Origin of the sequence: Candidatus Bathycorpusculum sp. (assembly GCF_009778815.1) — an archaeon.
Lineage (GTDB): Archaea > Thermoproteota > Bathyarchaeia > Bathyarchaeales > Bathycorpusculaceae > Bathycorpusculum > Bathycorpusculum hydrogenotrophicum.
On the sequence record NZ_WRFL01000039.1, the window covers coordinates 1 to 23,845 of the forward strand.

General features: G+C 43.0%; 21 protein-coding genes and 1 pseudogene. 12 read left to right on the top strand and 10 right to left on the bottom strand.

The window, feature by feature from the left end; all coding sequences use genetic code 11:
• Positions 1-122: 122 nt before the first annotated feature.
• From FWF39_RS08135 to FWF39_RS08145, 3 genes are all read right to left on the bottom strand, one after another.
• Positions 123-572 (bottom strand): PQQ-binding-like beta-propeller repeat protein, encoded by a 450-nt coding sequence (locus FWF39_RS08135; RefSeq protein WP_343382943.1) that lies wholly within the window; start codon positions 570-572, stop codon positions 123-125.
• Between the two features lie 727 nt (positions 573-1,299).
• The gene (locus FWF39_RS08140; protein ID WP_343382944.1) at positions 1,300-3,948 is read right to left on the bottom strand and encodes a hypothetical protein; all 2,649 of its coding nucleotides are present in this window, start codon (positions 3,946-3,948) and stop codon (positions 1,300-1,302) included.
• 355 nt (positions 3,949-4,303) lie between these two features.
• The gene (locus FWF39_RS08145; protein ID WP_343382945.1) at positions 4,304-5,131 is read right to left on the bottom strand and encodes a D-aminoacyl-tRNA deacylase; all 828 of its coding nucleotides are present in this window, start codon (positions 5,129-5,131) and stop codon (positions 4,304-4,306) included.
• 197 nt (positions 5,132-5,328) lie between these two features.
• Between FWF39_RS08145 and FWF39_RS08150 the strand changes: the two genes are divergently transcribed.
• Positions 5,329-6,249: an ornithine carbamoyltransferase gene (locus tag FWF39_RS08150; RefSeq protein WP_343382946.1), complete on the top strand. Its 921-nt coding sequence runs from the start codon at positions 5,329-5,331 to the stop codon at positions 6,247-6,249.
• Here FWF39_RS08150 and FWF39_RS08155 read toward each other — a convergent pair.
• Entirely contained in the window at positions 6,246-7,064 is an 819-nt protein-coding gene (locus FWF39_RS08155) for a WbqC family protein (RefSeq protein ID WP_343382947.1), read from the bottom strand. The two genes, FWF39_RS08150 and FWF39_RS08155, sit on opposite strands and share 4 nt — an antisense overlap.
• Positions 7,065-7,249: 185 nt before the next feature.
• Between FWF39_RS08155 and FWF39_RS08160 the strand changes: the two genes are divergently transcribed.
• Together FWF39_RS08160 and FWF39_RS08165 are read left to right on the top strand one after the other, a co-directional pair.
• Entirely contained in the window at positions 7,250-8,341 is a 1,092-nt protein-coding gene (locus tag FWF39_RS08160) for an acyltransferase family protein (protein WP_343382948.1), read from the top strand.
• Between the two features lie 91 nt (positions 8,342-8,432).
• Positions 8,433-9,167 (top strand): GDSL-type esterase/lipase family protein, encoded by a 735-nt coding sequence (locus FWF39_RS08165; protein ID WP_343382949.1) that lies wholly within the window; start codon positions 8,433-8,435, stop codon positions 9,165-9,167.
• A gap of 56 nt (positions 9,168-9,223) precedes the next feature.
• Here the strand turns inward: FWF39_RS08165 and FWF39_RS08170 are convergent, their stop codons facing one another.
• A complete protein-coding gene (locus FWF39_RS08170) occupies positions 9,224-10,600 on the bottom strand; it encodes a tRNA (N(6)-L-threonylcarbamoyladenosine(37)-C(2))-methylthiotransferase (RefSeq protein ID WP_343382950.1) in 1,377 nt (458 codons plus the stop codon).
• A gap of 130 nt (positions 10,601-10,730) precedes the next feature.
• On the opposite strand from FWF39_RS08170, the gene FWF39_RS08175 reads away from it, so the two are divergent.
• Together FWF39_RS08175 and FWF39_RS08180 are read left to right on the top strand one after the other, a co-directional pair.
• On the top strand, positions 10,731-10,886 hold the full coding sequence (locus FWF39_RS08175; RefSeq protein WP_119820026.1) for a ribbon-helix-helix domain-containing protein: 156 nt from the start codon (positions 10,731-10,733) through the stop codon (positions 10,884-10,886).
• Positions 10,879-11,163, top strand: coding sequence for a hypothetical protein (locus FWF39_RS08180; protein ID WP_343382951.1), 285 nt, complete (start codon positions 10,879-10,881; stop codon positions 11,161-11,163). The genes FWF39_RS08175 and FWF39_RS08180 overlap by 8 nt, the downstream gene beginning before the upstream one ends.
• A 327-nt stretch (positions 11,164-11,490) precedes the next feature.
• On the opposite strand, the gene FWF39_RS08185 is transcribed toward FWF39_RS08180, so the two are convergent.
• Positions 11,491-12,576: a hypothetical protein gene (locus FWF39_RS08185; protein WP_343382952.1), complete on the bottom strand. Its 1,086-nt coding sequence runs from the start codon at positions 12,574-12,576 to the stop codon at positions 11,491-11,493.
• A gap of 496 nt (positions 12,577-13,072) precedes the next feature.
• Here FWF39_RS08185 and FWF39_RS08190 point away from each other — a divergent pair, with 496 nt between their 5' ends.
• Entirely contained in the window at positions 13,073-14,254 is a 1,182-nt protein-coding gene (locus FWF39_RS08190) for a NosD domain-containing protein (RefSeq protein WP_343382953.1), read from the top strand.
• A gap of 397 nt (positions 14,255-14,651) precedes the next feature.
• Here FWF39_RS08190 and FWF39_RS08195 read toward each other — a convergent pair whose 3' ends face one another.
• Positions 14,652-15,212 carry a TATA-box-binding protein gene (locus FWF39_RS08195; protein WP_343382954.1) on the bottom strand — a complete coding sequence of 187 codons (561 nt, stop codon included), beginning with the start codon at positions 15,210-15,212 and terminating at the stop codon, positions 14,652-14,654.
• 98 nt (positions 15,213-15,310) lie between these two features.
• Here FWF39_RS08195 and FWF39_RS08200 point away from each other — a divergent pair, with 98 nt between their 5' ends.
• Positions 15,311-15,454 carry a hypothetical protein gene (locus tag FWF39_RS08200; protein WP_343382955.1) on the top strand — a complete coding sequence of 48 codons (144 nt, stop codon included), beginning with the start codon at positions 15,311-15,313 and terminating at the stop codon, positions 15,452-15,454.
• Between the two features lie 317 nt (positions 15,455-15,771).
• On the opposite strand, the gene FWF39_RS08205 is transcribed toward FWF39_RS08200, so the two are convergent.
• Positions 15,772-15,942 carry a chorismate-binding protein gene (locus FWF39_RS08205; protein ID WP_343382956.1) on the bottom strand — a complete coding sequence of 57 codons (171 nt, stop codon included), beginning with the start codon at positions 15,940-15,942 and terminating at the stop codon, positions 15,772-15,774.
• Positions 15,943-16,215: 273 nt separating this feature from the next.
• On the opposite strand from FWF39_RS08205, the gene FWF39_RS08210 reads away from it, so the two are divergent.
• The gene (locus tag FWF39_RS08210; RefSeq protein WP_343382957.1) at positions 16,216-19,128 is read left to right on the top strand and encodes a DEAD/DEAH box helicase; all 2,913 of its coding nucleotides are present in this window, start codon (positions 16,216-16,218) and stop codon (positions 19,126-19,128) included.
• Here the strand turns inward: FWF39_RS08210 and FWF39_RS08215 are convergent.
• Positions 19,125-20,027: a hypothetical protein gene (locus tag FWF39_RS08215; RefSeq protein WP_343382958.1), complete on the bottom strand. Its 903-nt coding sequence runs from the start codon at positions 20,025-20,027 to the stop codon at positions 19,125-19,127. The genes FWF39_RS08210 and FWF39_RS08215 overlap by 4 nt on opposite strands.
• A gap of 145 nt (positions 20,028-20,172) precedes the next feature.
• Here FWF39_RS08215 and FWF39_RS08220 point away from each other — a divergent pair, with 145 nt between their 5' ends.
• The 4 genes from FWF39_RS08220 to FWF39_RS08235 all read left to right on the top strand — a co-directional run bounded on the left by FWF39_RS08220 (position 20,173) and on the right by FWF39_RS08235 (position 23,095).
• A complete protein-coding gene (locus tag FWF39_RS08220; RefSeq protein ID WP_343382959.1) occupies positions 20,173-20,499 on the top strand; it encodes a hypothetical protein in 327 nt (108 codons plus the stop codon).
• 19 nt (positions 20,500-20,518) lie between these two features.
• Entirely contained in the window at positions 20,519-20,992 is a 474-nt protein-coding gene (locus FWF39_RS08225; RefSeq protein ID WP_343382960.1) for a methyltransferase domain-containing protein, read from the top strand.
• Between the two features lie 520 nt (positions 20,993-21,512).
• Entirely contained in the window at positions 21,513-22,775 is a 1,263-nt protein-coding gene (locus FWF39_RS08230; RefSeq protein WP_343382961.1) for a hypothetical protein, read from the top strand.
• Entirely contained in the window at positions 22,772-23,095 is a 324-nt protein-coding gene (locus FWF39_RS08235; RefSeq protein ID WP_343382962.1) for a hypothetical protein, read from the top strand. The genes FWF39_RS08230 and FWF39_RS08235 overlap by 4 nt, the downstream gene beginning before the upstream one ends.
• Positions 23,096-23,627: 532 nt before the next feature.
• On the opposite strand, the pseudogene FWF39_RS08240 reads toward FWF39_RS08235, so the two are convergent.
• Positions 23,628-23,845: pseudogene (locus FWF39_RS08240) on the bottom strand (hypothetical protein); the annotation flags it as partial.

Below are 23,845 nucleotides of genomic sequence, written 5' to 3' on the forward strand. Positions count from 1 at the left end.
AAACCAAAACAACATGATTTCATTATAACGGCTTTTAGTGAGAAACAACGGGTGCATCAAAAAAGGCTTGAAAAGGCATAAAGCTGTAGTGTATAAAACCGGCTAAAAAGTTAGGTAATTACTTAGAACACCAGAGGAAGCATAGGAATAGTTCCAAATTTGTTCGCCATCATCAGCTTAAGAGCATAAATTTTACCATCACTGGTACAAAAATAAAGCACACCATCAGCAAATATAAAAGAAGATAAACGACGATCATAATCATTGGAGGATTTGCCCACCCAGCAAGTCCAAAGTTCGCTTCCACTTTGAGCATCTAGAGCAAAAACAGTGTTATCATACCCGCCGTAAACAACACCGTCAATAATCAAGGGAGACGAAGCAGTACAAGAGGGCCCTGAAGATGAACCTGGAAATGGCCAAGAATAGCTCCAAAGAGTCTCACCGGTAAGGGCATCAAAAGCACCAAACATACCGTAATCATGACTAGTATACAAAGTACTGTTTGAAATAACTGGGACCACAAAGACATAAGCTACCTCCAAAATTCTTTTCCCAAATTTGGGTACCATTATTTGCATCTAGTGCATACAGTCTACGAAAACCGCACACAAATATTTTGCCATCATCAACCATTGGAAACATACGGTCGCATTTAAGAAGCTTGGAAACCTCATAGTCAGACCGCCACACTTTTGTTCCACTATCAGCGTTTAATGCATAAACATCATCATCCTTAGAAGCAAAATAGATGATCCCCTGATCAATAATAGGAGAGGTATAGACTTCCCCCCAGAAGGTATAGTATATACCGACTCTGCTGTTGGTTGTGTAATTCCAGAGAAGCATTGGAACATTTGAGCCCGCAAATGAATCACTGAGTGGCCGTATTGGAATTGTTGTAGATGAAACTGTGTGTGAGGAAAACACTATAAACAAAGAACTAAAAACGATAGCTACAGTAAACACAACAAACAAGGTCTTCACAGAATAATGTTTCAGCCCTACACTTAACGGCATATACCGCAAAAGATATCGTTTAAATCTATAAAGAACAGCCAAAACGGGATCCACTCCCGAAACGCCGATACATTGATGGTACAGACAAGTATCTTGAACTTAGAACCATATCAACAAATCCAAGTTTACTATACTTACAACCAACAAATCACTCATATTAAGTTAACTAATGCCCCTTTTGAAACACTCGCAATATTTCATGTGTTTGTCGTGTTGTCTCTTATAACCAAGTGTTGCTACGCAGTCTGAACTAAAAAAAGGAGAGGAGAGTTTATGTTTTTATGGTTTCTTTCTAAACAGTACTATTGCTTGCAGAACGATAACTATGGCAATTGCAACAATGATACCTATGATTGCTGGAACAAAGTAAAGATCAGCTACTGATTGCGGGGGAGCTTCAAGAGTTGATGTTGGTGGTGTTGGGGCTACATTAAATGCGCTGACTGCACGAGAAGGATAATACGATTGACTTCCTGCAAATGATGCGTGAAGCGTGTATTTACCCTCGATATCAGGTATCCAGACGTAACTAAAGAAACCATCGTCATCACTGGTAGTGGTACCAATGATACGATTGTTACCGTTTGCATCAACAACACTTAGGGTAACTGTAACACCGGTCAGGTCTTTTGGCCGGGGTCTTTGCATGTAAACATAATCCATCCACTCATTCATGCTATTGTCTGAGATACAGGGGAGTCCATTGGGGAATCTTGCGGCTTGCTCAGTTTGACTTGCACCAGGCGAGATATCCATAACGGTTCCAGTGATTGTAACGCTGTCGCCAGCAGTAACTTGTGTTTGCGGCGCTGAAACTGTAATTGCTGAAGGTCCACGACCTATATCATAGAGTTTACCATCATAATAGTTAAGATAGATCAATTGGTTACCATACGCAGCCATAGGTTGAGTCTCAGTTTGTACACTGTCAATTTTCCACAGTAGCGAACCATCAGTTATATTGACTGCCCAGATTTTTCCACCCAGCCAGGTGGGGTTGTTGGGACTGTGTTCATTGGCACCAATATAGACCACATCTGAGGTTATAGTATAGTAGCTATATGAACCCCCTATTGGCCATGTTCCATAAGCTGTGTTGTCTCCAGCAGCTCCCACATAGTAGTCCCAGATCAGTTTGCCTGTAGTGAGATTAAAACAAGATAGTGTTCCGTCATAGCCACATGCGAAGAGTTTGCCGGCGCCGATTTGGAAGTTATTTGATGCACCAGTAAAAATTGCAAACGCATTATCAAAGGGGTCTGTGGTAGCCAATAGTTTCCCTGTTAACCCATTATAGATATCGGCTACTAGAGCGTAGTGTCTGTAGATTGCAAACATAGGTGTTCCATCATCTCTGTATCCAGCGGCTTCTATTCTGCCAGAATAACTTCCTCCGTCTGAGAATACAGTAACATTTTGTGGTCCCCAGAGGACTTTAGCGGATTGACTGCCCGTGGTTGATTGTATTGCACCTAAGCCTCTAGTGTTAGATGGTGCTGCTGTGTATTGACCGGGTTTGATATCAAATGCGTACAATTGATTTATTGGTTCAGTGGTATTGGTTGCGGCAATTGAAGCTGAACAGATCAGCAGGTCGTTTGGGAACGTTCCAGCAGTAAAACCTAAACCAGATACTTTGGGTATGGTGATGTTCCACATGTATCCTAGTGAAAAGTTCCATGTTCCCTGAGGAATTATGTAGACAGTGTTAGGGTCATAAACCGGGCTGTATGTATAACCTATACTTTGGGCTACTGCGCCTTGGAAGTATGTTGAGTTCCAGCAGGCTAACCAGCCGTTTGCACCGCTAATGTAGTATATCAAGAGTTCGCCGTCGGGACCAGAGGTTACTCTTCCGCCTGTGGCGGCTCCGGTAATGGTTTGTACCAATTGTCCGGTTAGGGGGTCAAAGGTTCGCCAGGTTGTTGATGAGGTGTCCCAGAGCAGGTCGTTTGTGCCTGTTGCCATTGTTGATTTTGAATAGCTAAATCTTTGCAGGTAAGTAATGCTGTTGTTGTAATCGGTTTGTTTCCACAGTACTTCATTTGTTGCTAGATCGATTGCTTCAAATCCAGCTCGTTGGGTGGCGCCAGTTTGTGTGGTGTAGTATTGTGGTAGGTTAGCATACATGATGCCATTTGAGATGTATGGTGAGAAGTATTGGTCGCTACCACCGGGCCATCTTCCGAAAGTGTATTGCTCATTGGAGCGCTCTCCGCCTACTAGGCCGCCCATGGTCCATTGTTTTGACCACATTACGTGTGCTGTGTATGGTCCACTGGTATAGGGGTTGTAGGCGTTTTGTACGCCTGGTTCAGCGAATCTTCCTGCCAGCCAGCCTCCTGCGTATATGTACCACTGGTGGTTTTGTGCTTCTATGGGGAAAGTCCAATATTCCTCTGGCAAAGGATAGGAGATGAGGTTTACTATTTTGGAGGCATCGTCTGTTACTTCAAATGTTGTGGCTTTGCTAGTTGAGGGCCCATAGTTGATTCCTGCGCTTGGTCCGGAGGGGATGGTTTGTCCAGCAAAGCTTGCAACTACGGTATAGTTACCTAGTGTTGGGGGAATAAATTCGTAGGTTCCTGAGCCTGCATAGGAGGTTTCTAAGTCAGTTATGTTCTTAACGCTTTGATCGGGGTAGGTTATTGTTAATGTGATTCCGCTCCACCAGAAATACCTAGGAGCCTCTACGGGATAGACTGAGGGGGGAACGTTAGCGATGATGAATGTTATGTAGACAGGTTTGTTTACTAGTTGGGGGTTTGGCATCGCAACCGTATGAATGTAGGTTGTATGGTTGTATCTGTCGTCTGCGCTTAGTGCAGGGGCTAATATTGCGAATAGAGACAGGGTTAGCAGCGTTAGTAGCGCTATTGCATAGATTGTTTTTTTTGGTTGTTCTATTTTTGAAAATTTATTAAACATTTTTATTCTATCTCTCGCGGTTCATTATATCTTTTCATAATTTTTTAAACGATACAAGTTTAGACTTGTATGTTTTCTAAATGTGTGGTAACAGGTTGTATTTATAATCTTCGAATAGTCAACCTATTCTGCGTTTGAGCGCAATATTTGATCCAATTTGCTGTTGCGACTGCTAAGTAGCTTCAACAGATTGTTTATTGACTCTTTTTTGCGACCTAAAAAAATACAGCAACAACAATCAGAAGTGCACCTACAAATAAAATCAAACCCAATATCTCAATATCAGTCAGCACCATATTTGACGGGCTCCCATCAACCGATACTGGTCAGGATGTTGGGATGTATATTTTGGGAACTAAATTTTTTGGTAGGGTAAGTCAGCTTGTTCTAACACGGCAAGTATGTTGGGTTTGTCTTTGCTGGCGATACCTTTCCAGTCAAGCAATGCTAGGTGCACTGTCTCAGAGGTTTGTTTGATGCATTGTTTGATCATGTCGGTGTCTATGTTGGAGAGTGCGTATTTTGGGATCATATGTCCAAAGGAGGTTGTGCCTGTTAGGGATAGGGTTGTGAATTTTTCGTTGTAGTGGGTTCCGCCTATGCCTAAAACTGCTGAGGCAGGGGTTTTTGTGAAGGTGGAGATGGCTGTTAGGGCGCTGTGCGCAACTGCTTTTGCAGCGTGTGTATCACTCCATTGTGTTGGTGAACTACCTAGTTCCACAAACATAGCAGGTATGTTTAGGCTGGGTCCATGGTGGGTGCATTCATATGATACTTGATAGTCATTCAGAGACAGACGTGCTTTGTAGTGCGCCATGGCTTGTAGGGCTGTTTGCATGGCAAGGGCGGGGGCAACTGAGAGGGTTTTGGGGTATCCGCCAAATTCTGCGGCGCCCAAGTTTCCTGGGGGGTGTACGGTTAGGGTGGGTTTGCCGCTTTGGCTGGTATGGCGTGAGATAAATACAATGAGTTCTGCGTCTGGGAAGTCATTTGGGAGATATTGGGCACAGATTGCTTCTTTTTGGAGTGCTACTAGGATAGTTTGGTGACCGGTGATATCGGCGATGTAGAGGGGCAGGGTTTGGTAGGTTTGGGTGGATTTTATGAAGGGGTAGTGTGTGAGAATTTGTTGAGCAATGTTTACACCTGCAATATCGAGTGTTGAGTAGACTATCAGTATCATCGGAGTTCAAAGTTATCTGCATTTTGAGGGGTAAAAATTTTACTTCTCTGCAATAAACTAAACCACCCTGCATACAATTCAGACAGCTAATCTGCAAGTTTCCCAGTAACACTTGCAGAGGGTGTTGAGAGTTGAGAAGGTGTTTGGAAGAAGCACTAAGCTTATTATTGTTTGGCTGATTGATTTGTTGGATAAAGATGCATTTAATTAACTTTAAGGGATTAACAGGTCAAGAGCTTGAGGCGTTTGTGGATTTAGCCATAGAAACAAAGCAAAATTCAGCTAAATTTCTCAAAGTCCTTGAGGGTCGATCTACGGCTTTAATTTTTCAGAAAACAAGTACGCGTACGCGGGTTAGTTTTGAGGTTGCTATGACCCAGTTGGGTGGGCATGCTCTATTTATTGATTGGAAAAGTACAAACTTTACCTTAGCTGATATAGGTGATGAAATCGAGTTTCTCTCGCGTAATGTGGACTGTATCATGGCAAGGCTACTCTTTAATAGTGATTTGCAGAAAATGACTGCGGTGTCTCGGGTGCCCATAGTTAATGGTTGTGATGAGAAATATCATCCCAGCCAGGTTTTAGCTGATTTGGTTACAATAAAAGAAAAGCGTGGTAAACTTGCGGGGACTAAACTGGTCTATATTGGTGTTCATAACAATGTTACTAACAGTCTCATCGAGGCATCCTCCAAAACAGGCATCAAACTGACCACTGTAACTCCGCTCTTTAACGAGGCGGCACGCGATGAGGATTTGCTTTTGGAGGCTAAAAAGACAGGGCTCTGGGAAGAGAGTCTAGATGTCAAAAAAGCGGTAGCTGAGGCAGATTTTGTCTATACCGACACCTGGATTGATATGGAATTCTTTACTGATCCTAAATTTGAGGCTGAAAAAGAGAAACGTATCAAACTCATGATGCCCTACCAGATCAACGCAGAACTTCTAAGGAGAAGTGAAGCCGCCATTATGCATGATATGCCTATTCATCGTGGCTATGAAATAAGCACCGAGGTTATCAACAGTCCCAAATCAGTGATTTATCAGCAAGCAGAGAACCGCTTGTATGCCGCAAAAGCGATCTATCTCAAACTGATGAGCACGGGCAGTGTTTAGCTGTTTAAGTAGTTAACGTTGTATGCCTCACCGTTAACTATCACCTTTATGAGTTCTCGACGAATGTTTAGAATCTCAAGGACTTTTTGGGGCGGATAGAGCATAAGAGGAGTCAAAATAGAAACTTCCGAGAAGGGATGGGGCGGGGTATAGGTAACTATGGCCAAAGTGGAATTGGTTAGGTGCTCATATTTTTTCATATCTAAATATTTGAGACTACCCTTGCCTGCAAGGTAAACAACTGAACCATAGGCACTAAACTGTGAAGCCACACGCTCAGTTGTATCAACACCCTCTGCACCATAGGAGATGGAGAGATAGGTTTTGATCCCCAACAAATCCCGTAACCAAAGTATCAATCTAAAGTTGAGCTCCCAAAGAGAGCTATAACCCAAAAAAATCTCCTTTAACGTATCTTTGTATTGGCTCCACAGAGGATACTTGTGGTAGACACGTTCGAGTTCAGACCAGCGCTCACTCATGAAGTTAGTTTTAAGTTTAGCGGCCATGATCGTGCAGCCACTGGAGGCCTCAAGAGGCAGGGTAAGCCATCTCCAGCTGGTATCGGTACCAATTTTAACACGGTGCTGATAGCGGTCGCTGTGACGACTCAGCGGATCGTAGGGACAAATATCCATGATGTTTGAATGGTACATACGATAGAAAAACCCAGGATAGGGAAGAAAAGTAGGCTGGTGACCGCTTAAAATCAGCGCTCCATCCAGCGTTAAAACTTCATGATTGGAGGGTTGTGTCTGGGGTTGAGCACCACTAAGAGATGACAAGTCAGCCTTCTGCAGGATTACTCTATTCAAAAAAAGCCCTTTCTTAATAAAAGCTCAGATGCCGCCACATATAAGCCTGCGCAACAACACACTGCAACCACAAGGGGCTTTAAATAAATAGAGCACTCGCAAACAACTACTAAGATCAATGGATTTTTGTGGTTTAATAATAAAACTATATAACATTAGGGTTTGTTTTTTGGATTTAGGTTCAGATGGAGAGGCTTAATCACATTAAACTAAGCAATGTCCATATTGATTTGCTTAAGACCGTAGCGATCATAGCAGCTGTTATGGTTCATGTTGCAGGCAGATGGACTATAAGCGGCCAAGAGTTAAATCAGCTAACACCAGTGGCAATGACAAGCTGGTCGGTAGTGTTTATCTATCAAAGTTTTGCGGTATTGGGTGTGCCGCTGTTTTTAATGGTGTCGGGGTTACTTTTGTTGCATCCTGATAAAATCAAAGAAAACGAGACCCTTAGAGAGTTTTTCAAAAAACATGCCGCTCGAATCGGTAAGCCTTTTGCATTTTGGACGATTATTTATTTTGGCTGGGTGTTTTTAGTTCAAAACAGACCCTTTAGCTTAGGTGTTCTTGTGCAGGGTACCCTAAATGGAGCCTACACCCAGTTCTGGTATGTCTATGTGCTTCTTGGACTCTACATCTTAACGCCGCTTTTGCGGGTAATCATGACTCATGCAAGCCAGACCCTTATCAAGTATTTTATGGCAGTATGGTTCATCAGTGTATCTATTCTGCCCTTTATAGGACCCCTGTTTCCCTATCAGCTCAACAACAACGTCTTCATTATGTCGGGGTATATAGGCTACTTTGTTTTAGGCATATACCTCTGCTCAATACAGATCCGCCGCAGAATAACAGGAGCATTAATGCTTCTGGGAATCACATTAACGGCCTTGGCCACATATGTACTAGCGGCTTCCGGTGCGGGAGAAGGCATGTATCTCTTCCAAGCATATCTTAGCCCTACAGTGCTTTTTACAGGAGTCATGGCGTTTCTACTGTTAAAAGATAAAACGCCATCAGCACTTGAACAAAAAACCAATCCAACCAAATGGAACAAACTCGTAGAAGTAATCAGCAAAAACACATATGGCATATTTTTTGTCCATGTTATTGTGCTTGAAACCATCCAGCAGGGTTACTTGGGCTTTATGCTCAACCGCGAAATACTCAACCCCATAATCGAGGTTCCGCTGTTGACCATTATCACGCTGTTTGTTTCATTGGGCATAATTCTTTTGCTCAAAAAAATACCTGGACTAGAAAAAATAGTCACCTAACAAACAAAGGGAATTGTATGAAAAATTTATATTTAGAAACCCCCATAATCAATATAGAGTCTAGGACGATATATTACTGTGAGATGCTAACTTGAATAAAAAGATGTCACGTATATTATCAATAGGGATAATCATCTTGCTTGCATCATCGGGTATAACAGCCTGCTTAATTGGCTTAATTGGCCAAACCAACGACACAGACCACGATCACGACCATGACCACAATCATAATCATACTCATTTAGGTATTCGAGTTGCATGTGTTGGAGATAGTCTTACACAATCAACAGAGTATCCATATCAGCTTATGGGAAAACTCGGAGATGACTATGATTTGCATAATTTTGGGGTTGGCGGCACCACAGTTGCTTTGGCATCTGAAACACCCTATATGAGTACAAATGCATTTCAGAGTGCACTAGACTTTAACCCAGATATAGTAATTATCATGCTGGGAACAAATGATGCTCAGCCCAGTCTGTTCCAATACAATACCACCTTTGTAGAGAATTACACTACCCTAATCCGGGCTTTCCAAAAGCTTCCAAGTAATCCAAAAATTTGGCTGGTACAACCGCCTCCAATTTTTAGCGACTGTGGAGGACTTATAAGTCCTACATACTTTGAGCAGACCATCATACCCAGCATTAAGCAAGTTGGAAGCAAAACCAACGTGCCGGTTATTGATGTGTATTCGCTTCTGATTGATTACCCCGAATATTTCCCCGATGGCATTCATCCAACACAATCACCCGACATCATAGGTAATGAACCCGCCGCGCAAATAATCGCTACGGCCATATACAAAGCCATAACTGCACCCTAACCACACAGTTAGGGCAGTTGGTTTGGTATGTGGGAGTTAATTGGCTCATTTCTTTTTTAGTTGATGATTTTTCCTTTTAGATATGTTGGGGATGTTTCGGTTATTTCGACTTGCAGGGTTTTGCCTAGCAGGGTTGTGTTGCTTTTGATGACTATGGGTTTGTAGGCGAAATTTCGGCTGATCCAGGTGTGGGGCATTTTGCCTTTTTCGTCCACGAATGCTTCGCCGCTCCAGCCGATCCAGGTTTTGTTGCGTTGGGTGGAGATTTGTTTGGCTAATTCGGCGGTGAGGGTGCTTCGGTGTTTGATTTCGTCTTTGTCTACCAAGCCTTCTTGTATGTTCCAGGCGGGGGTTTTTGGTCGGGCGAAGAATTTTGAGACGTTGGTGATGTCGGGTTGGATTTTTTTTAGGATGTTTAGGGTGTTGTTGAAGGCTTGGGTTGTTTCGCCTGGGAAGCCTACGATAACATCGGTTGCTAGGGTTAGGTTTGGGAATGTTTCTTTGAAGGTTTGGATGATTGTTTGGAATTCTTCTGTTGTGTAGAATCTGTTCATGGCGGATAGGATTTTGTTGTCGCCGCTTTGGATGGGCAGGTGGAGGAATTTGAAGATACGTGGGTCTTTGAATGCGTTGATGAGTTGGGTTTGTATGGGTGTGACTAGGTTGGGTGTCATCATGCCGACTCGGATGTGAATGTTTTGGGGTAGGTTTTGGGTTGTTGTTGTGTGGTGTAGTAGTTGGGCGAGGTTGGTGTTTATGTCGTGTCCGTAGCTGGCTGTGTCTTGGGAGGTTAGCCAGAATTCTTGGCAGCCGATTTGGTGGTCGGTTTGGATGCGGTGGGTGATTTGGGGTATGGTGTAGCTTTGGAGGTGGCCTCGGGCGTGTACGACGCAACAGTAGGAGCAGTTTCCTAGGCATCCAAAGTTTATGGGGATTATGCTGATGAGGGGGTTTGTTGGGAGTTTGGGTAGGGTTAGTGGAGGTTTTTCTTTGGGTGGGGTTAGGGGGGTTATTGTGGGTTTTTGGTTTTGTATGATTTGTTGGATTATGTTTGGGATTTCTTGGCCGGTTGAGGGGCCTGTGGCGGCGTCGAAGTGGACTTCTTTGGTTAGGCGTTCGAGGTTGATTTTGGGTAGGCATCCGGTGAGGATGATTTTTTTGTTTTTGGGGGTTTGTTTTATGTCGTTTATGATGCGGTTTTCTGTGGGGCCTTTGACTGCGCAGGTGTTGTAGATTATGATGGTTGCTTCTGTTTCGTTGGTGCTGAGTTGGTAGCCGGCTTGTTTTAGGCATCCGGCTATTGTTTCGGCGTCGGCGGTGTTGCTGGCGCAACCATAGTTTTTTATGAAAATGGTGTGCATTTGTTTTCTTGTTAGTTGCTGCTTCTGGGCATAAAAACGTGTTGTGTGTTTGTCGGGAATTGACAGATACATGACACACACCTGTTTTTTTATTTATAAATAGTGGAACCAACATGTTATGTACATATTTGCCACATAATATGTAGAAGTATAAGTGCCCAATAACGTTGTATAGCTGTAAGCCGCAGGGAAGAATAACCACTTGAAACTAATCACTCTGTATCTACCTGAAACATATATTAAAGCTTTGGATCAGCTGGTAGACGAAAGATTCTACCCCAACCGAGCCGAAGCTATCCGAGTAGCCATACGAGACCTAATCAGCGCAGAAGTCTGGAGGCGCAAAGGCGTTGACTAAACACCTCGACGAACTAAAATGCAACCTCACCCCTGACGACGCAAAAATTGAAGTTGCACCCACAATCATCGAGACCCCCCTAACCATAACCGCACCAGGCATAACCCGCAAACCCAAAGCGGCTAAAGTAAAAGCAAGGATGGTAAAAGCCAAAATGACAACAAAAAAGAGCACCATCGAAAAAGCCACAAACAGTCTCTACGACCTAGAAGACAGCCACGGTCCAGAAAAAACCCTCAACCTCGACCTGGACCTCTACCAAATGGAAGACTACTAACTTCCAACCCCAAAATTTTAAAAACCAGACGACTTTTACATAATCAAACACATAACAATTATTTGCAAATAATTAACTCAAAAAAACTCATATTTAAGCAATATCATCATTTAACGGATCCTTAAAACCATAAAACATACAAAAAACACAACAACAAATTAACCTATACACAACTACGCCAACATCTCAAACAAAACCACACATTACAGCAACCAAACAACCAAATAACTGCAATTCTCAGACTTTGATTGTTATGTTATATTGCTATGGTGCACACTTAAAACCTAATCACAACTAAAACCTAACCTAAAACATCAAACACACAAATCAACCCTCAATACTGCGGATACTCAATTTTTCTGCCACATGAGCCCTTCGCCTTTTTTTGAATATAAAAACCATAGCCGCAACCACAAATACAACACCCACACAACCCACAATAATCACATCCGATCTCACACCAAAAAAGTATACCTCACCATAATTATACACATCACTACCACCCTTAGAAGCATAGTTACCCCAAATCACGCCCCCAAATACATTAAAAGTATCACCGCCATTATACACCCCACCACCAAAGCCCCCGCCACTATCAGTATGTACCACAGAATTTTTAGAAATTTTACCACCCAACATAGTAAAATTACCGGCGTTAAACACACCACCACCTCCAAATATAGCCCTGTTACCCGAAATCACACCCCCAGACATAATAAACACAGCCATCCGGTTAGACACCCCACCACCCATAATATCAACGGTATTGTCCGAAATCTCACCACCCGACATAGTAAAGTTACTTTTTTGATTGCACACCCCACCACCCCTAAATTTGGCCACGTTATTAGAAATCTTGCCACCTGACAGAGTAAACACACTATTTTGGTTATACACACCCCCACCGCTACTATCAGAGGTATTATTCGAAACGGCATTACCTGAAATTTCACCACCCGACATCACAAAAGAAGCATCCCAGTTGCACACACCCCCACCATAATGACCAGCTGTGTTGTTGGTAATTGCTCCGCCAGACATAACAAAAGCGCCCATATTGTATACACCACCCCCATCATCAGATTGGTTATCGGAAATCTTACCGCTACACATGAGAAGTGTACCCCCGATATAAACAAAAACACCATGACCCGCATAGCCGTTTTCATGAGTTACACAAATACCATCAAGATACAACACTCCACCATACCCAACAGAGAGCGTATCAGAATCAAATGCGCCAACTAACCTAAAATTTGCAACCTCGGGTTCACTTATCAGCCTAATATCTTTACCCTCCAAAATATCAAGTCGTTTTGTAAGGGTAATGTCTCTATCAAGAGCAATAACCACAGATACCCACGATGGCGCATTATTAACAGCCGCCACAAGCTCAGCTTCATCACTGACCACGATATTAGAAGCTCCTAACACAAAGGGCGAAACAACACTAAACATAGAAACAAAACAAGAAAAAACCAACAACACCACAAACAACAAAGAAACAAAAAACAAAACCTTACCCCTACCCAAACGCTGACTCTGCAGATTAAACTTAGACCGCCCATTCACACACATGAAAACAATCCCTCACAACTACATCTACAAATTTAAAAATAAATAATCAAACAGCCGATATATACATTACCACAAAGTCCATCATATCAAAAATAACAAAAGACAATTTTTTCACATTAGTTAACAACTCAACAGGTAAGAATCACATACTTCTACAGCAAGTATGAACAAATGGAAATCCCATATATTTCATGGAAGACCATCACTCGCGTCTTAGAATTTAACTATTTTACGTGTTGACTTAGGACACGTTATTGTTCCGCATCTGGAACAGCATGTTCCAAACGTAGAACTAAAAGCACATTTACACATCACACCTCAGGGAAAGCTCATGAAAATAATCGCTGTTACCATAACGTTGACGCTACTGCCGCTATTATTGTGCTCTTTTGGCATAGTTATCAAGGATGCTGATGCTCAAAGTCCAACCATCACAATATTACCAAATGGCACTGTTGACCCTTCAAGTGGTATCCAAAGAGACGGCGACACCTACACCCTAACAGCCGATCTCACGAGGCCTATTGAGATCAAAAGAGACAACATTATACTAAACGGAGCCAACCACACTCTCTATGGATCATCCACAGGCATAGCCATATCGCTGTGGGCAAGTAACATAACCATAACTAACTGCCGCATAATCGGCTGGAACGCAGGCATATATGGCGCATACAACAATAACGCCATAACAGCCAACCTATTTACAGACAACTTTCGAGCCATTTCACTATTTGCTTCAAACTATATCATCGACAAAAATATCATACAACAAAACACCCAAGGGATCCACATTAAAACTGATGCCGTGATCAGCACCGGAGACAACAATCTCATAATTAACAATCAAATAACCTACAACAGCCAGGCATTTGAGATACTAAACAGCGACGGAACAACAATAACCCAAAACAACATCACCAACAACAAAATGGTATTGGACTTGGGTAATCGTGCTGGAAGAAACACTGCGGGCCAACATTTGATATATCTAAATAATTTTGTGAACAACACACAAATGCTCAGAGTTCACTCCTATGCTGAGCCGGGCATGCCAATTAGTCCCCCGATGTCACCTTCTGGAAACTGGGATAACGGTACAGCCGGAAACTATTGGAACGACTATACCACAAAATATCCCAATGCCACTGAGAAATACCACTCAGGCATAGGCGACACATCCTATTTTATCAAATTTGTATTCGGAACAGACATCTGGGACGGCACGGACCACTACTGGAATGGCGAAAGCGTTGACCACTACCCACTCATCCACGCCTACGACACACCCAATGAAATGGGACCCAAAGACCCAGCCAACTCAAACCCCTCACCCACCCCACCTATCTCAACCACACCAAAAACCCCAATCAATACTCCCATCGAGTATATCCTTGCAATCATACTGACACTCACCATACTAATTACAATAACACTCACATTCAGATCCAAAAGAAAAGCAACACACCACAACAAACATACTGACATGACAAACCTAAAGGCAAAACCATAACGCTCTCCATACATGCCACCCTCTCACCAGTGAACCAACAACACCATCAGAAAAGGTTCAGGTTACCCTATAATCGCCCAGACCCCGTTTTTATTAGAGGTTTTTCCTTTTAGCTCACCATTAATCTTTAAGGTTTTTATTATGCAATCAAGACTTTCTAATGGAATTATCGTTTCTTTTGAAATACTATCCAGCCTTGAATAACCAGTTTTTCATCAACCCCCCAATGAATAACCGGATTCGACATAACACACATCAAAATGGCTAAATACAGTGCCATGTGTCATTTACGTTGCCGTGTGACAATGTAAAATCAGAGGCAAACGGAAACGGTACAATCAAAACTCATCTTCAAATGACGTATGCTTTCCCAGCTACTAGATGCAGTAATAAAGGGTTATTCGTAGAATATGAGGTTAGTTTCTTCGAGCAGGGTGTGTAGTTTTTCTACTGAGATGTAGACGTCTGCTTCTTTTTTGGCTCCGGTGCAGACGAGTTTGCCGCTGGCAAAGAGTAGAATCACTACTTTTGGATCGGTCATGCGGTAGATTAGGCCGGGGAATTGTTCGGGTTCATACATTGCATGGCCTAGGGTGTAGGCGGCTTTTTCGAGGTCGATCATGCCACCTAGGATGCCGGATGCTACGATGTTTTGAATTTTTAGTTCGGGTTTGCTGATGATGATTATGCCGCCTTTTTTGAGTTCTTTGATTACTTTTACGACGGCGCGTTTGGCTTCTTTTTCTGATTTGGCGCCTGTGCAGACCATTTTGCCTGAGCTAAAGATGAGTGTGGCGGTTTTGGGTCGTTTTAGTCGGAAAACTAGGCCGGGAAATTGTTGGGGACGGTATTCTACTCCGGGGTAGCCTTTAACGACGGAGTTTAGGTCCACTTTTTGGTTGAGCGTTGCAGATGCGACAACGTTTTCGATGCTTATTGAAGCTTTAAGTTCAGGCACTCAGTTCTCCTCTATGCCAACAATCAATATTCACTTATCGATTGCTTTGTTATAAATACATCTGGTGGGGCAGGAGGTGTTGGTTGGGGTTGTTCTGTGTGTCATTTTTTCTTGTTTTGTGTTTTGAGTATGGGGAGGATAAATTTGGCGGCTATGAGCAGATGATTAGGATTAGGATTGTGGATATTGTCGTGGGGTGTTTGTATGGTGCGGGTGATCCAGTCTATGCAGGGGATGCGTAGAATGGTTTTACCTATGATTAGGTTTTGGCGTATGTCTTGGTCGGTGTACCAGATTGTGTGAGTTGTATTCTGTGGGGTGATTGGGTTGGGTCAGGGTTTTGGCGTTGTCGTCATTTTTGGTTTGGAAGTATAGGTTCTGTTTTGTTGGTGTGTGGTTGTGAAAATGGTGAACAGGGCGGTAACTGTTTTTTGGAATGGGGGTTGGTTTGGGTAAGTTTGGTTTTCACTAGGTGGTTGGTGTTATAGGGGATTGGTTTTGGGTTTGGTGGTTGGATAAAGAAAAATAGAGAGTGCTTCGTTGGGCACTTTTTGTGTGTTTAGATTTTGCTTTTGCTTAAGACTTCGCGGAATACGTTGCTGCATTTGGAGCATTCGTAGAGGCCGATTTCTAGTTGCATTCGTTTGCCTGCTTTGTCTGGGCGGCCTGCCATTTTCCAGGTTTTTTTTGGCTTGGCAACTTCTGTTCCGCATTTTGGACATTTAGCCATTGTACAAATTTCCTCCGTATTATCGCTTCATGCTTTTTGGCGGGATAGGATAAAAAAGTTTCCATAGTGTTTTCATCGATATTTTCTTTTTCATCATGGGGATTAGACATGTTTATGTCAACTCTATAGAAGCGTATTGAAAAACATGTCAAAAGTAATCATAAACAAACACTGAATTATCATAAAAACACCAAAAACCCCAACCAACCAACAAAAAAACCCCAACAGCAATTAATAGCACCACCAAAACTCACTACAAGAGGCCCCGCCAGAGTGCAAAAAACACCCCCACCCCCCAACGCCAACGCTTTTGACATGCTAGTTAAACCCATACGAAAACTCTTAGAACAAAAAGGCTTCACCCAACCCACCCAACCCCAACAAAGCGGCATCCCAAAAATCCTCACCGGCCAAAACATCCTACTCATCTCACCCACCGCCACCGGCAAAACAGAAACCGCCCTCCTACCCATACTTAGCATGCTTCTCCAGCAACCCAAAACCCCAGGCATAAAAGCACTCTACATCACCCCCCTGCGTGCCCTAAACCGAGACCTACTAGAACGCCTCCAATGGTGGTGCAACAACCTCGACATCAAACTAGCAGTCCGCCACGGCGACACTGAACAAAAAGAACGCACCCGCCAAAGCCAAATTCCCCCCGACATCCTAATCATAACCCCCGAAACCCTCCAAGCCATGCTCTCAGGATGGCTCCTGCGCCAACACCTCCAAAGCCTCAAATGGATAGTCATCGACGAAGTACATGAACTAGCTGATAGCAAACGAGGCACCCAACTCACCCTAGCCCTTGAGCGTGTACGCAACCTAATCAACAAAGAATTCCAAACCATCAGCCTATCAGCAACCGTAGGCAACCCTCAAAAAATCGCCCAATTCCTCACCGGCACCCACCGACCCAGCGAAATAATACGTGTAGCAGTACCCAAAAAAGTAAACCTAGAGGTCATCTACCCCAAACCCACCCAAGAAGACACCCAACTAGCAAGCAAACTCTTCACCCACCCCGAAGTAGCAGCCCGCCTGCGCATAATCCGCAACCACATAGAAAAACGCAAATCCACCCTTCTTTTCACCAACACCCGCTCAGTGAGTGAAGTTTTAGCCTCCCGCTTCAAAGTCTGGGACATAGACTGCCCCATCGCCATACATCACGGCTCCTTAGCCAAAACCTCACGCCTAGCCGCAGAAAACGGACTCAAACAAGGAACCCTAAAAGGCCTAATCGCCACCAGCAGCCTAGAACTAGGCATAGATATTGGCCGCATTGATTTCGTTATCCAATACATGAGCCCAAGACAGGTCTCCCGGCTGATCCAACGCATCGGCAGAGCAGGCCACAGTTATGGCAGTCTCTCTGATGGCTTAATCATAGGCATGGACTCCGATGACACATTGGAAGCCATGGTTATTGCCCGACGCGCACTCCAAGAACAACTCGAAGAACTTACCATCCCCGATAAACCCTACGATGTGCTAACCCATCAAATCGCAGGTTTACTGCTCAAAACCAACCGTCTAAGCTTCCAAGAGATTCTCGAGTTTGCCAAAAAAGCCGCCCCGTTTGAGAATTTAACATTAGCAGATGTGGAAAAGATTCTCAAGTATATGCATGAACGCTTTCCGCGGTTGGCTTGGATTTCAGTTGAGGATCAAGTGGTTTTAAAACCTCAACCGTCTAAAGCGCTCTTTGAGTACTATTTTGATAATCTATCCATGATTCCTGAGGAAAAACAGTTTTTAGTTATCGATCAAACAAATGAGGTTTCCATAGGGGTGCTTGATGAGGCGTTTATGGCTGAATATTGCAAACCGGGAATCAAATTTGTCATCCGCGGCAGTCCCTGGCAGATAATTCATGTTTCCGAAGACAGGGTCTATGTGCGTCCAGTTGATGATCCCACCGGCAGTATCCCCAGTTGGGTAGGTGAAGAAATCCCTGTGCCACACGAGATTGCGCAGGAAATTGCAGAAATCAGGAGCTTTACCCAAACCCAACACCGTCAGGGTGCAACGCCTCAGCAGATAAGTCAAGCATTATCGGAGCGCTACCCCGCCAGTCCCCAAACAATTCAGCATGCACTCCAAGAAACCCTAGAACAGCTCCAAAGCGGCTTGCCGGTGCCTAGTTTGGAGTGCATCATCATTGAAGATTGGGGAGAATTTGTTATTCTTCACGCCAATTTTGGCTCGCTTATCAATCGGGCACTTGGCCAATTGTTAGGGCAGATTCTATCTGATAAGCTGGGACAGGCCATAGTTGTACAACATGACCCCTACCGCATTTTTGTGCAAACCATGGGTACCCTAACCGCTCAGCGGCTCACCGAGGTAATAGAAGAAATTCAGACACTGCCCCATCAAACTATCCGCGACACACTCACGCTCTCAACGATAAAAACGGGGTTGTTTAAGCGTCGAATTATTCAAGTTGCGCATCGCTTTGGAGCGATTAAGCGAGGGGCTGATTTTAGCAACCTCAGCCTTCAAAAACTGATAAGCAACTTTGAGGGCACACCGATCTATGAGGAGGGCTTAAAGGAGGTTTTTAGCAAAGACCTCGATGCAAACGGACTGATCAAAGTGCTTGATTGTCTCAAAAACAAAGAAATTAAGTTAACCCCTGTTAATACGGAGGGTAGTGCAACGCCTGTGGCACGTGTGGGTATTGAGCGGGTCAGCATGAAAAGTGATCTAATCCCTTCTGAGCAGATGCGCAGAGCCCTTATCGAGTCTGCCAAAGCCCGGTTGCTAAATGAAACCAACAACTTTGTTTGCACCCAATGTTGGGACTATGTGGAAATGATACGCATAAAAGATCTTCCTGATAACCCCAAATGTCCAAACTGCAATTCGTATGCTTTGGGCATGCTCAAAATCGAAGAAACCAAAGCCCTAAGACTCATCGAGAAAAAAGGTGAACACCTCACAAAACTAGAAACAAAAATGCAAACCGTCGCTAAAAAAACTGCCTCACTCATCGAGCACTATGGCAAACCAGCCGCAACCGCCCTAAGCGCACGCCGAATACCCCTAGCCGAGATAGGGGTTATCTTAGAGAAGGAATCTAAACTCACAGACAAATTCTATGAACAAACCCTAGAAGCAGAACGCAAAGCCCTAAGCAAACGCTTCTCAACAATCACCACTACCACCACTACCTAACAGCGGTCTAAATGCGGTTTTTTCTTTGCGTTTAGGGTTATTGAGTTGAAATGTGTTTTGATTAAAGAGGTGGTTTCGATTAGGGTTAATGTGATGACGGCAAGTATGGGAACCCAGTTGTAGGCATACATTTGGGTGATGATGTTTCCTTGGACTTCTTGTTGTAGAAAGGTTTGGCCGATGTTTTGGTAGAAGAAAAATGGGGCGTTAAGAGCAGTGATAAAGCCTATGCTGGCTAGTATAGTTTTATGTAATGTGTGTCGACTGTACCAGAGTAGAAGCGGTAGAGCCAGCAAAACAATACGGGGATCAAAACAGGCAACCGCAACCATAAAAGCGCAAACCAAGGGTTTTTTAGTGTATGCAAAGTAGAGGGCGCCTACAATTAGGGCGGTTTGGAGTATGTGGGCGTTTGCCATGGTGTAGCCCCAGTAGTAGCCTTGGAAGAGGATTTTAGCATCAAAACTTAGCGCAGCAGGGGCCAGCAAAACCACTATGATTGCTATGCTGCCTAGGAGGAGGTTTTGGTTTTTGATGAGTTGGTAGACAAAAAAGGCGGAGGCAAAAACAGAGAGAAACTGGAGGATATCAAAGAGGTTAAGGGCATCTTGGTAGCTAAGGGCCAAAAGGGGAGAAAAAAACACCAAAAAGGAGGGGGTATATTTGAAAATTTGGGGGGTGGGCTCAATTAGATAATCGCCTGGGAGATAGTGGCCCGATGCGTAGATTTGGGTGGGGTTGTGAAAAAGCCGCCAGGCACCGATGTAGTAGGCTGAGAAATCGTTAGCATACTCTTCTAGCACAGGAGCAGCAGCTGAGGAGTAGCCTAGACTAAAGGTGTAGGTGTTTAGGGCCAAGGCTATTAGGATTACTGTGAGCAGAATCTGTTTTTTATGCACGGTGATCATGCATCATGCCTTTGAAAAATTATCAGGAACTTATTTAGCTATTTTGCAACTCTTGAACAGGTTAACAGCACCTTTTTAAGTGTAGAATCGTCTATTCTGTTGGTTGTTTGCGCCTGTTGCACAAGGAGATGTAGCTGTGGAAATAAGCCGAAAGAAACTGCGAGAAGAAATTTTAGAACGCATAAAATTTATAAAAACCTGTGTCATGGCCCGAGAACTCTGCCTGCTTGTACGCACCCAAAGAGCCGTCTTAGAACCCCAAGACGTCAAAGAAATTTGCCAATACATCTCAGAACTATGCGCCAAAGAAGGATGCAACGAACCAAGCAAATTATGCACCAAAGCCGCCGCCACAGTTTTAGAAGATGAAGAAAAATACATTGATCTCTGTGCACAAAGCTGTGCTAAATGCGGAGAAGCCCGCAGATCCCAACAAACCAAAAAAGAAACATATGTAACCTAAACCATCATGGAGAAATAAAATGTCGCTCTCCCCGTTTGTTCCAAGCTCAAATAGTGTTGTAGAGTACATGCTAAAACTCGCAGAGTTAAAAGCTGATGAAATCTTCTTTGATATGGGCTCAGGAGACGGCCGAACAGTTATTATGGCCGCAAAAATTTTCGGTGCCCACAGCGTCGGCATCGAACTACGCGAGGATCTAGCAAAAAAAGCACGCACCACCATCCATGAAAACGGATTAGAAAACAGAGTAACCATCATAAACGATGACATGTTCAATGTCAACCTAACCTCCGCAGATGTAGTCTACCTATATTTAACAACAAGCGCCAACGAAAAAATCAAACCCAAACTAGAACATGACCTCAAACCAGGAACACGCATAATATCACACGATTACGAAATCATGGGATGGCACCCAGAAAAAATTGAGAAATTCTGTGAAAACCCCCAAATAGGACATCCATCACACACAATTTACCTCTACATCAAGTAGACTGCTTAACAATACTTTCAAAACCGTAAAGCCACACAGGCCGCGTTGCATATATCGATACACATACAACCCGACAATAAAACAAACACTAACGTCAACAGATAGTCATGGCCATTTTAAAAGAACGAACAAATTTATGATTTTTTCAGCTTTATCGATATAACCTATGTGAAGAGTATCAAGTTTGGGTTTAATACAAAATTTTTTTAAGTTCACGCTTATTTTTTAGTGTGTCCGTTAATAATTCTATCAGGGGTGTGTTGGTAAAAAAGTAAGCATTTCTGCAAGTTGTTGCTTTGATTGAGGTTGCTTTGAGTTACATCACCAACATAATTCTGATTATGAGGTTAGTAATTTAGCACACAAATGCCCTAAAACCCAAGCAAAGTACCTGTATGTTAATAAAACCGCCGATTTACCACTAAAATACCAATAAAGAAATGTTTATTGTGTTATAATTGTTAGCTGTCAAGACAATGTATTAAAATCGGTGGCTGTATTGCTGAAGTAAGGTTTTAAGATGAAAACAGAATTTAAGAAAATAACAATGATGCTTATGGTGCTATCCATGGCATTCATGCTACTACCTACGATATCTATAACAGCATCTGCAACTTTTACAACAGAAGTAAAAAATGCTGCCGAATTGCAAAACGCGTTAATCAATGGCGAAACTGACATAACAATCGTAACTGGCTATACCGTCATTATTGACGGCACCCTTACAATCAACAATGACGTTACACTAAGACTTGACGGCAGAATTTTTATCAACGGTATACTCTATAATAACGGTGTAATCTACAACAACGGTATACTCTACAACAACGGTGTAATCTACAACAATATCGAGGGCATAATACACGAAATAAACGGCGAAATCGACAACGAAGGCGAAACTATCCACAACTTTGGTACAATTAGCGGTAATAGAGTTATAATCCACAACATAGACGGCGTAATCAACAACTACTGCACCGGCACGATTTCTAACGCTGAAATGTATGGTAATCCTATTGTTAACATCGGTCATGATTTCATTGTTGTTACTGTGGGTGCAACTTGCGAGGAAGATGGTGTGATAACTGTTACTTGCAGTCGTTGTGATTATTTTGCATTTGAGGTTCTGAAGAAACTTGATCATGTTGAAGAGACTGAGACTGTTTCGACTACTTGTACTGAGGATGGTTACGTTAAGGTGACTTGCTCTGTTTGCGGTGAGACACTTAGCTTTGAGGTTATTGATGCGACTGGTCATACTGAAGTGACTGAAAGAGTTGCGGCTACTTGTACTGAGGATGGTTACGTTAAGGTGACTTGCTCTGTTTGCGGTGAAGAAATCAGCAACACAGTTTTGCCAGCTCTTGGCCACAATTATTTTACCGTTGTTGTTCCTGCTACTTGTACTTCTGATGGTTCAATGTTTCACGTTTGTTTGCGTTGTACTGATTATTACTTCGAGGTTGTTCCTGATCTTGGTCATGATTTTGTGGTTGTAGTGGATGTTGTTGTTGCTCCAACTTGTGAGGACGATGGTTACACTATTTACGGTTGCTCGCGTTGCAGTGAAACTATGGGTGATGTTGTTCCAGCTCTTGGTCACAATTATGTTGGCGTAGTTGTTGTTCCTGCTACTGTACTGATGTTGGTCAGGAAATGCGTGTGTGTGCTAATGATGCGTCACATATTGAATACCGTGAAATTCCCGTTAATGGTGACAATCATGTTGGCGGGACTTATGAGAAGACGATTACTGAGGCGACTGTTGAGGCTGAGGGCTTGATGGGTATCTATTGTTCTGATTGCGATACCCTACTTGACACAAGAATTATTGACAAGTTGCCGGATGTTACAAAAGACTTTGAGTTCTTAAAAGAGCGGGCTGCAGGAATATTGAGGAATGGTTTGAGCCAGAACAATTTGCGTCTTGATGGTAAGGTTTTAACATTGGTTGTTGATGGCCGAGAATTTGTTCTCAGTACTAATGCTAATAACCGTAATATTGATGGCGAGATTGCTCTTGGGGATGGTTATTTCTTGAGATTTGATATCAAGGGTAATGGTTCAAACATAAAGATGTTTGATATTATTCTCAAGGGATAGGCAATATTGGAAATCCTTAAGCGTTAAACAAATTTGACGCTTAAGGTGAGCTCTTGAAGGGGCTTTAAATCAAGCCCTTTCAAGAGTTAATCAGCTCTTTTTAATTATTTATTCATTCTTAGAATCCGATAGCTTCATTGAAACTCCCAAAATAGTCGCCTATTTAATTTTGAATATTTCTTCTTTTTTTGGCCTTGGGACAAAAGTAGTTTTTGTTTTTTTCTTGGCTACCCTTGAGCGGATGCACACTTTGGGAGCAAATATATTTTTTGTATAGTCATATTCAACAATATTTTGCGTATGAAGCGCCTAACGGTCAAAAGCACCAGAGAAATGCTCGAAGTCTTAGAAGAAAACCGCGAAACCCTCTTCAAAGATAATGTATGAGTTAGTTTTTGGCAGAACAAAATAGTTGCTTAAAATTAAAGAAAGAATGCTCGATTTTGGGTTTAGCGCAACATACTGGTTGCGCAAACCTACCGCAACAATGTGGCAAGGCGACGCTCGCCTATTTCATCAAAAATAAAAAAGATTATTGTGCGTCGAATGCAGGGACAGAGGAGTTAGGCTCCTCTGTGTTGTCTGCATTGTTGGTCTTTTGGTGTTTGAAGACAAAGACTATGGCTATGATCTGTACTGCAAATATTATGACATTCACGATGGTCCATTTGTCTACTAGAGTCATTGTTCTGCTCATGTCTTCGGTGAGTAGGAATACGATGATGCCTGCTATGCCCATGGCAAGTGTTA

Bases quoted from the DNA above. Each gene is read 5' to 3' on its own strand.
- FWF39_RS08205 (WP_343382956.1), bottom strand. From the start codon at position 15,942: ATGGCTAAATGTCCAAAATGCGGAACAGAAGTTGCCAAGCCAAAAAAA.
- FWF39_RS08140 (WP_343382944.1), bottom strand. From the start codon at position 3,948: ATGTTTAATAAATTTTCAAAAATAGAACAACCAAAAAAAACAATCTAT.
- FWF39_RS08225 (WP_343382960.1), top strand. From the start codon at position 20,519: ATGTCGCTCTCCCCGTTTGTTCCAAGCTCAAATAGTGTTGTAGAGTAC.
- FWF39_RS08170 (WP_343382950.1), bottom strand. From the start codon at position 10,600: ATGTATCTGTCAATTCCCGACAAACACACAACACGTTTTTATGCCCAG.
- FWF39_RS08135 (WP_343382943.1), bottom strand. From the start codon at position 572: ATGGTACCCAAATTTGGGAAAAGAATTTTGGAGGTAGCTTATGTCTTT.
- FWF39_RS08145 (WP_343382945.1), bottom strand. From the start codon at position 5,131: ATGATACTGATAGTCTACTCAACACTCGATATTGCAGGTGTAAACATT.
- FWF39_RS08160 (WP_343382948.1), top strand. From the start codon at position 7,250: ATGGAGAGGCTTAATCACATTAAACTAAGCAATGTCCATATTGATTTG.
- FWF39_RS08150 (WP_343382946.1), top strand. From the start codon at position 5,329: ATGCATTTAATTAACTTTAAGGGATTAACAGGTCAAGAGCTTGAGGCG.
- FWF39_RS08190 (WP_343382953.1), top strand. From the start codon at position 13,073: ATGAAAATAATCGCTGTTACCATAACGTTGACGCTACTGCCGCTATTA.
- FWF39_RS08230 (WP_343382961.1), top strand. From the start codon at position 21,513: ATGAAAACAGAATTTAAGAAAATAACAATGATGCTTATGGTGCTATCC.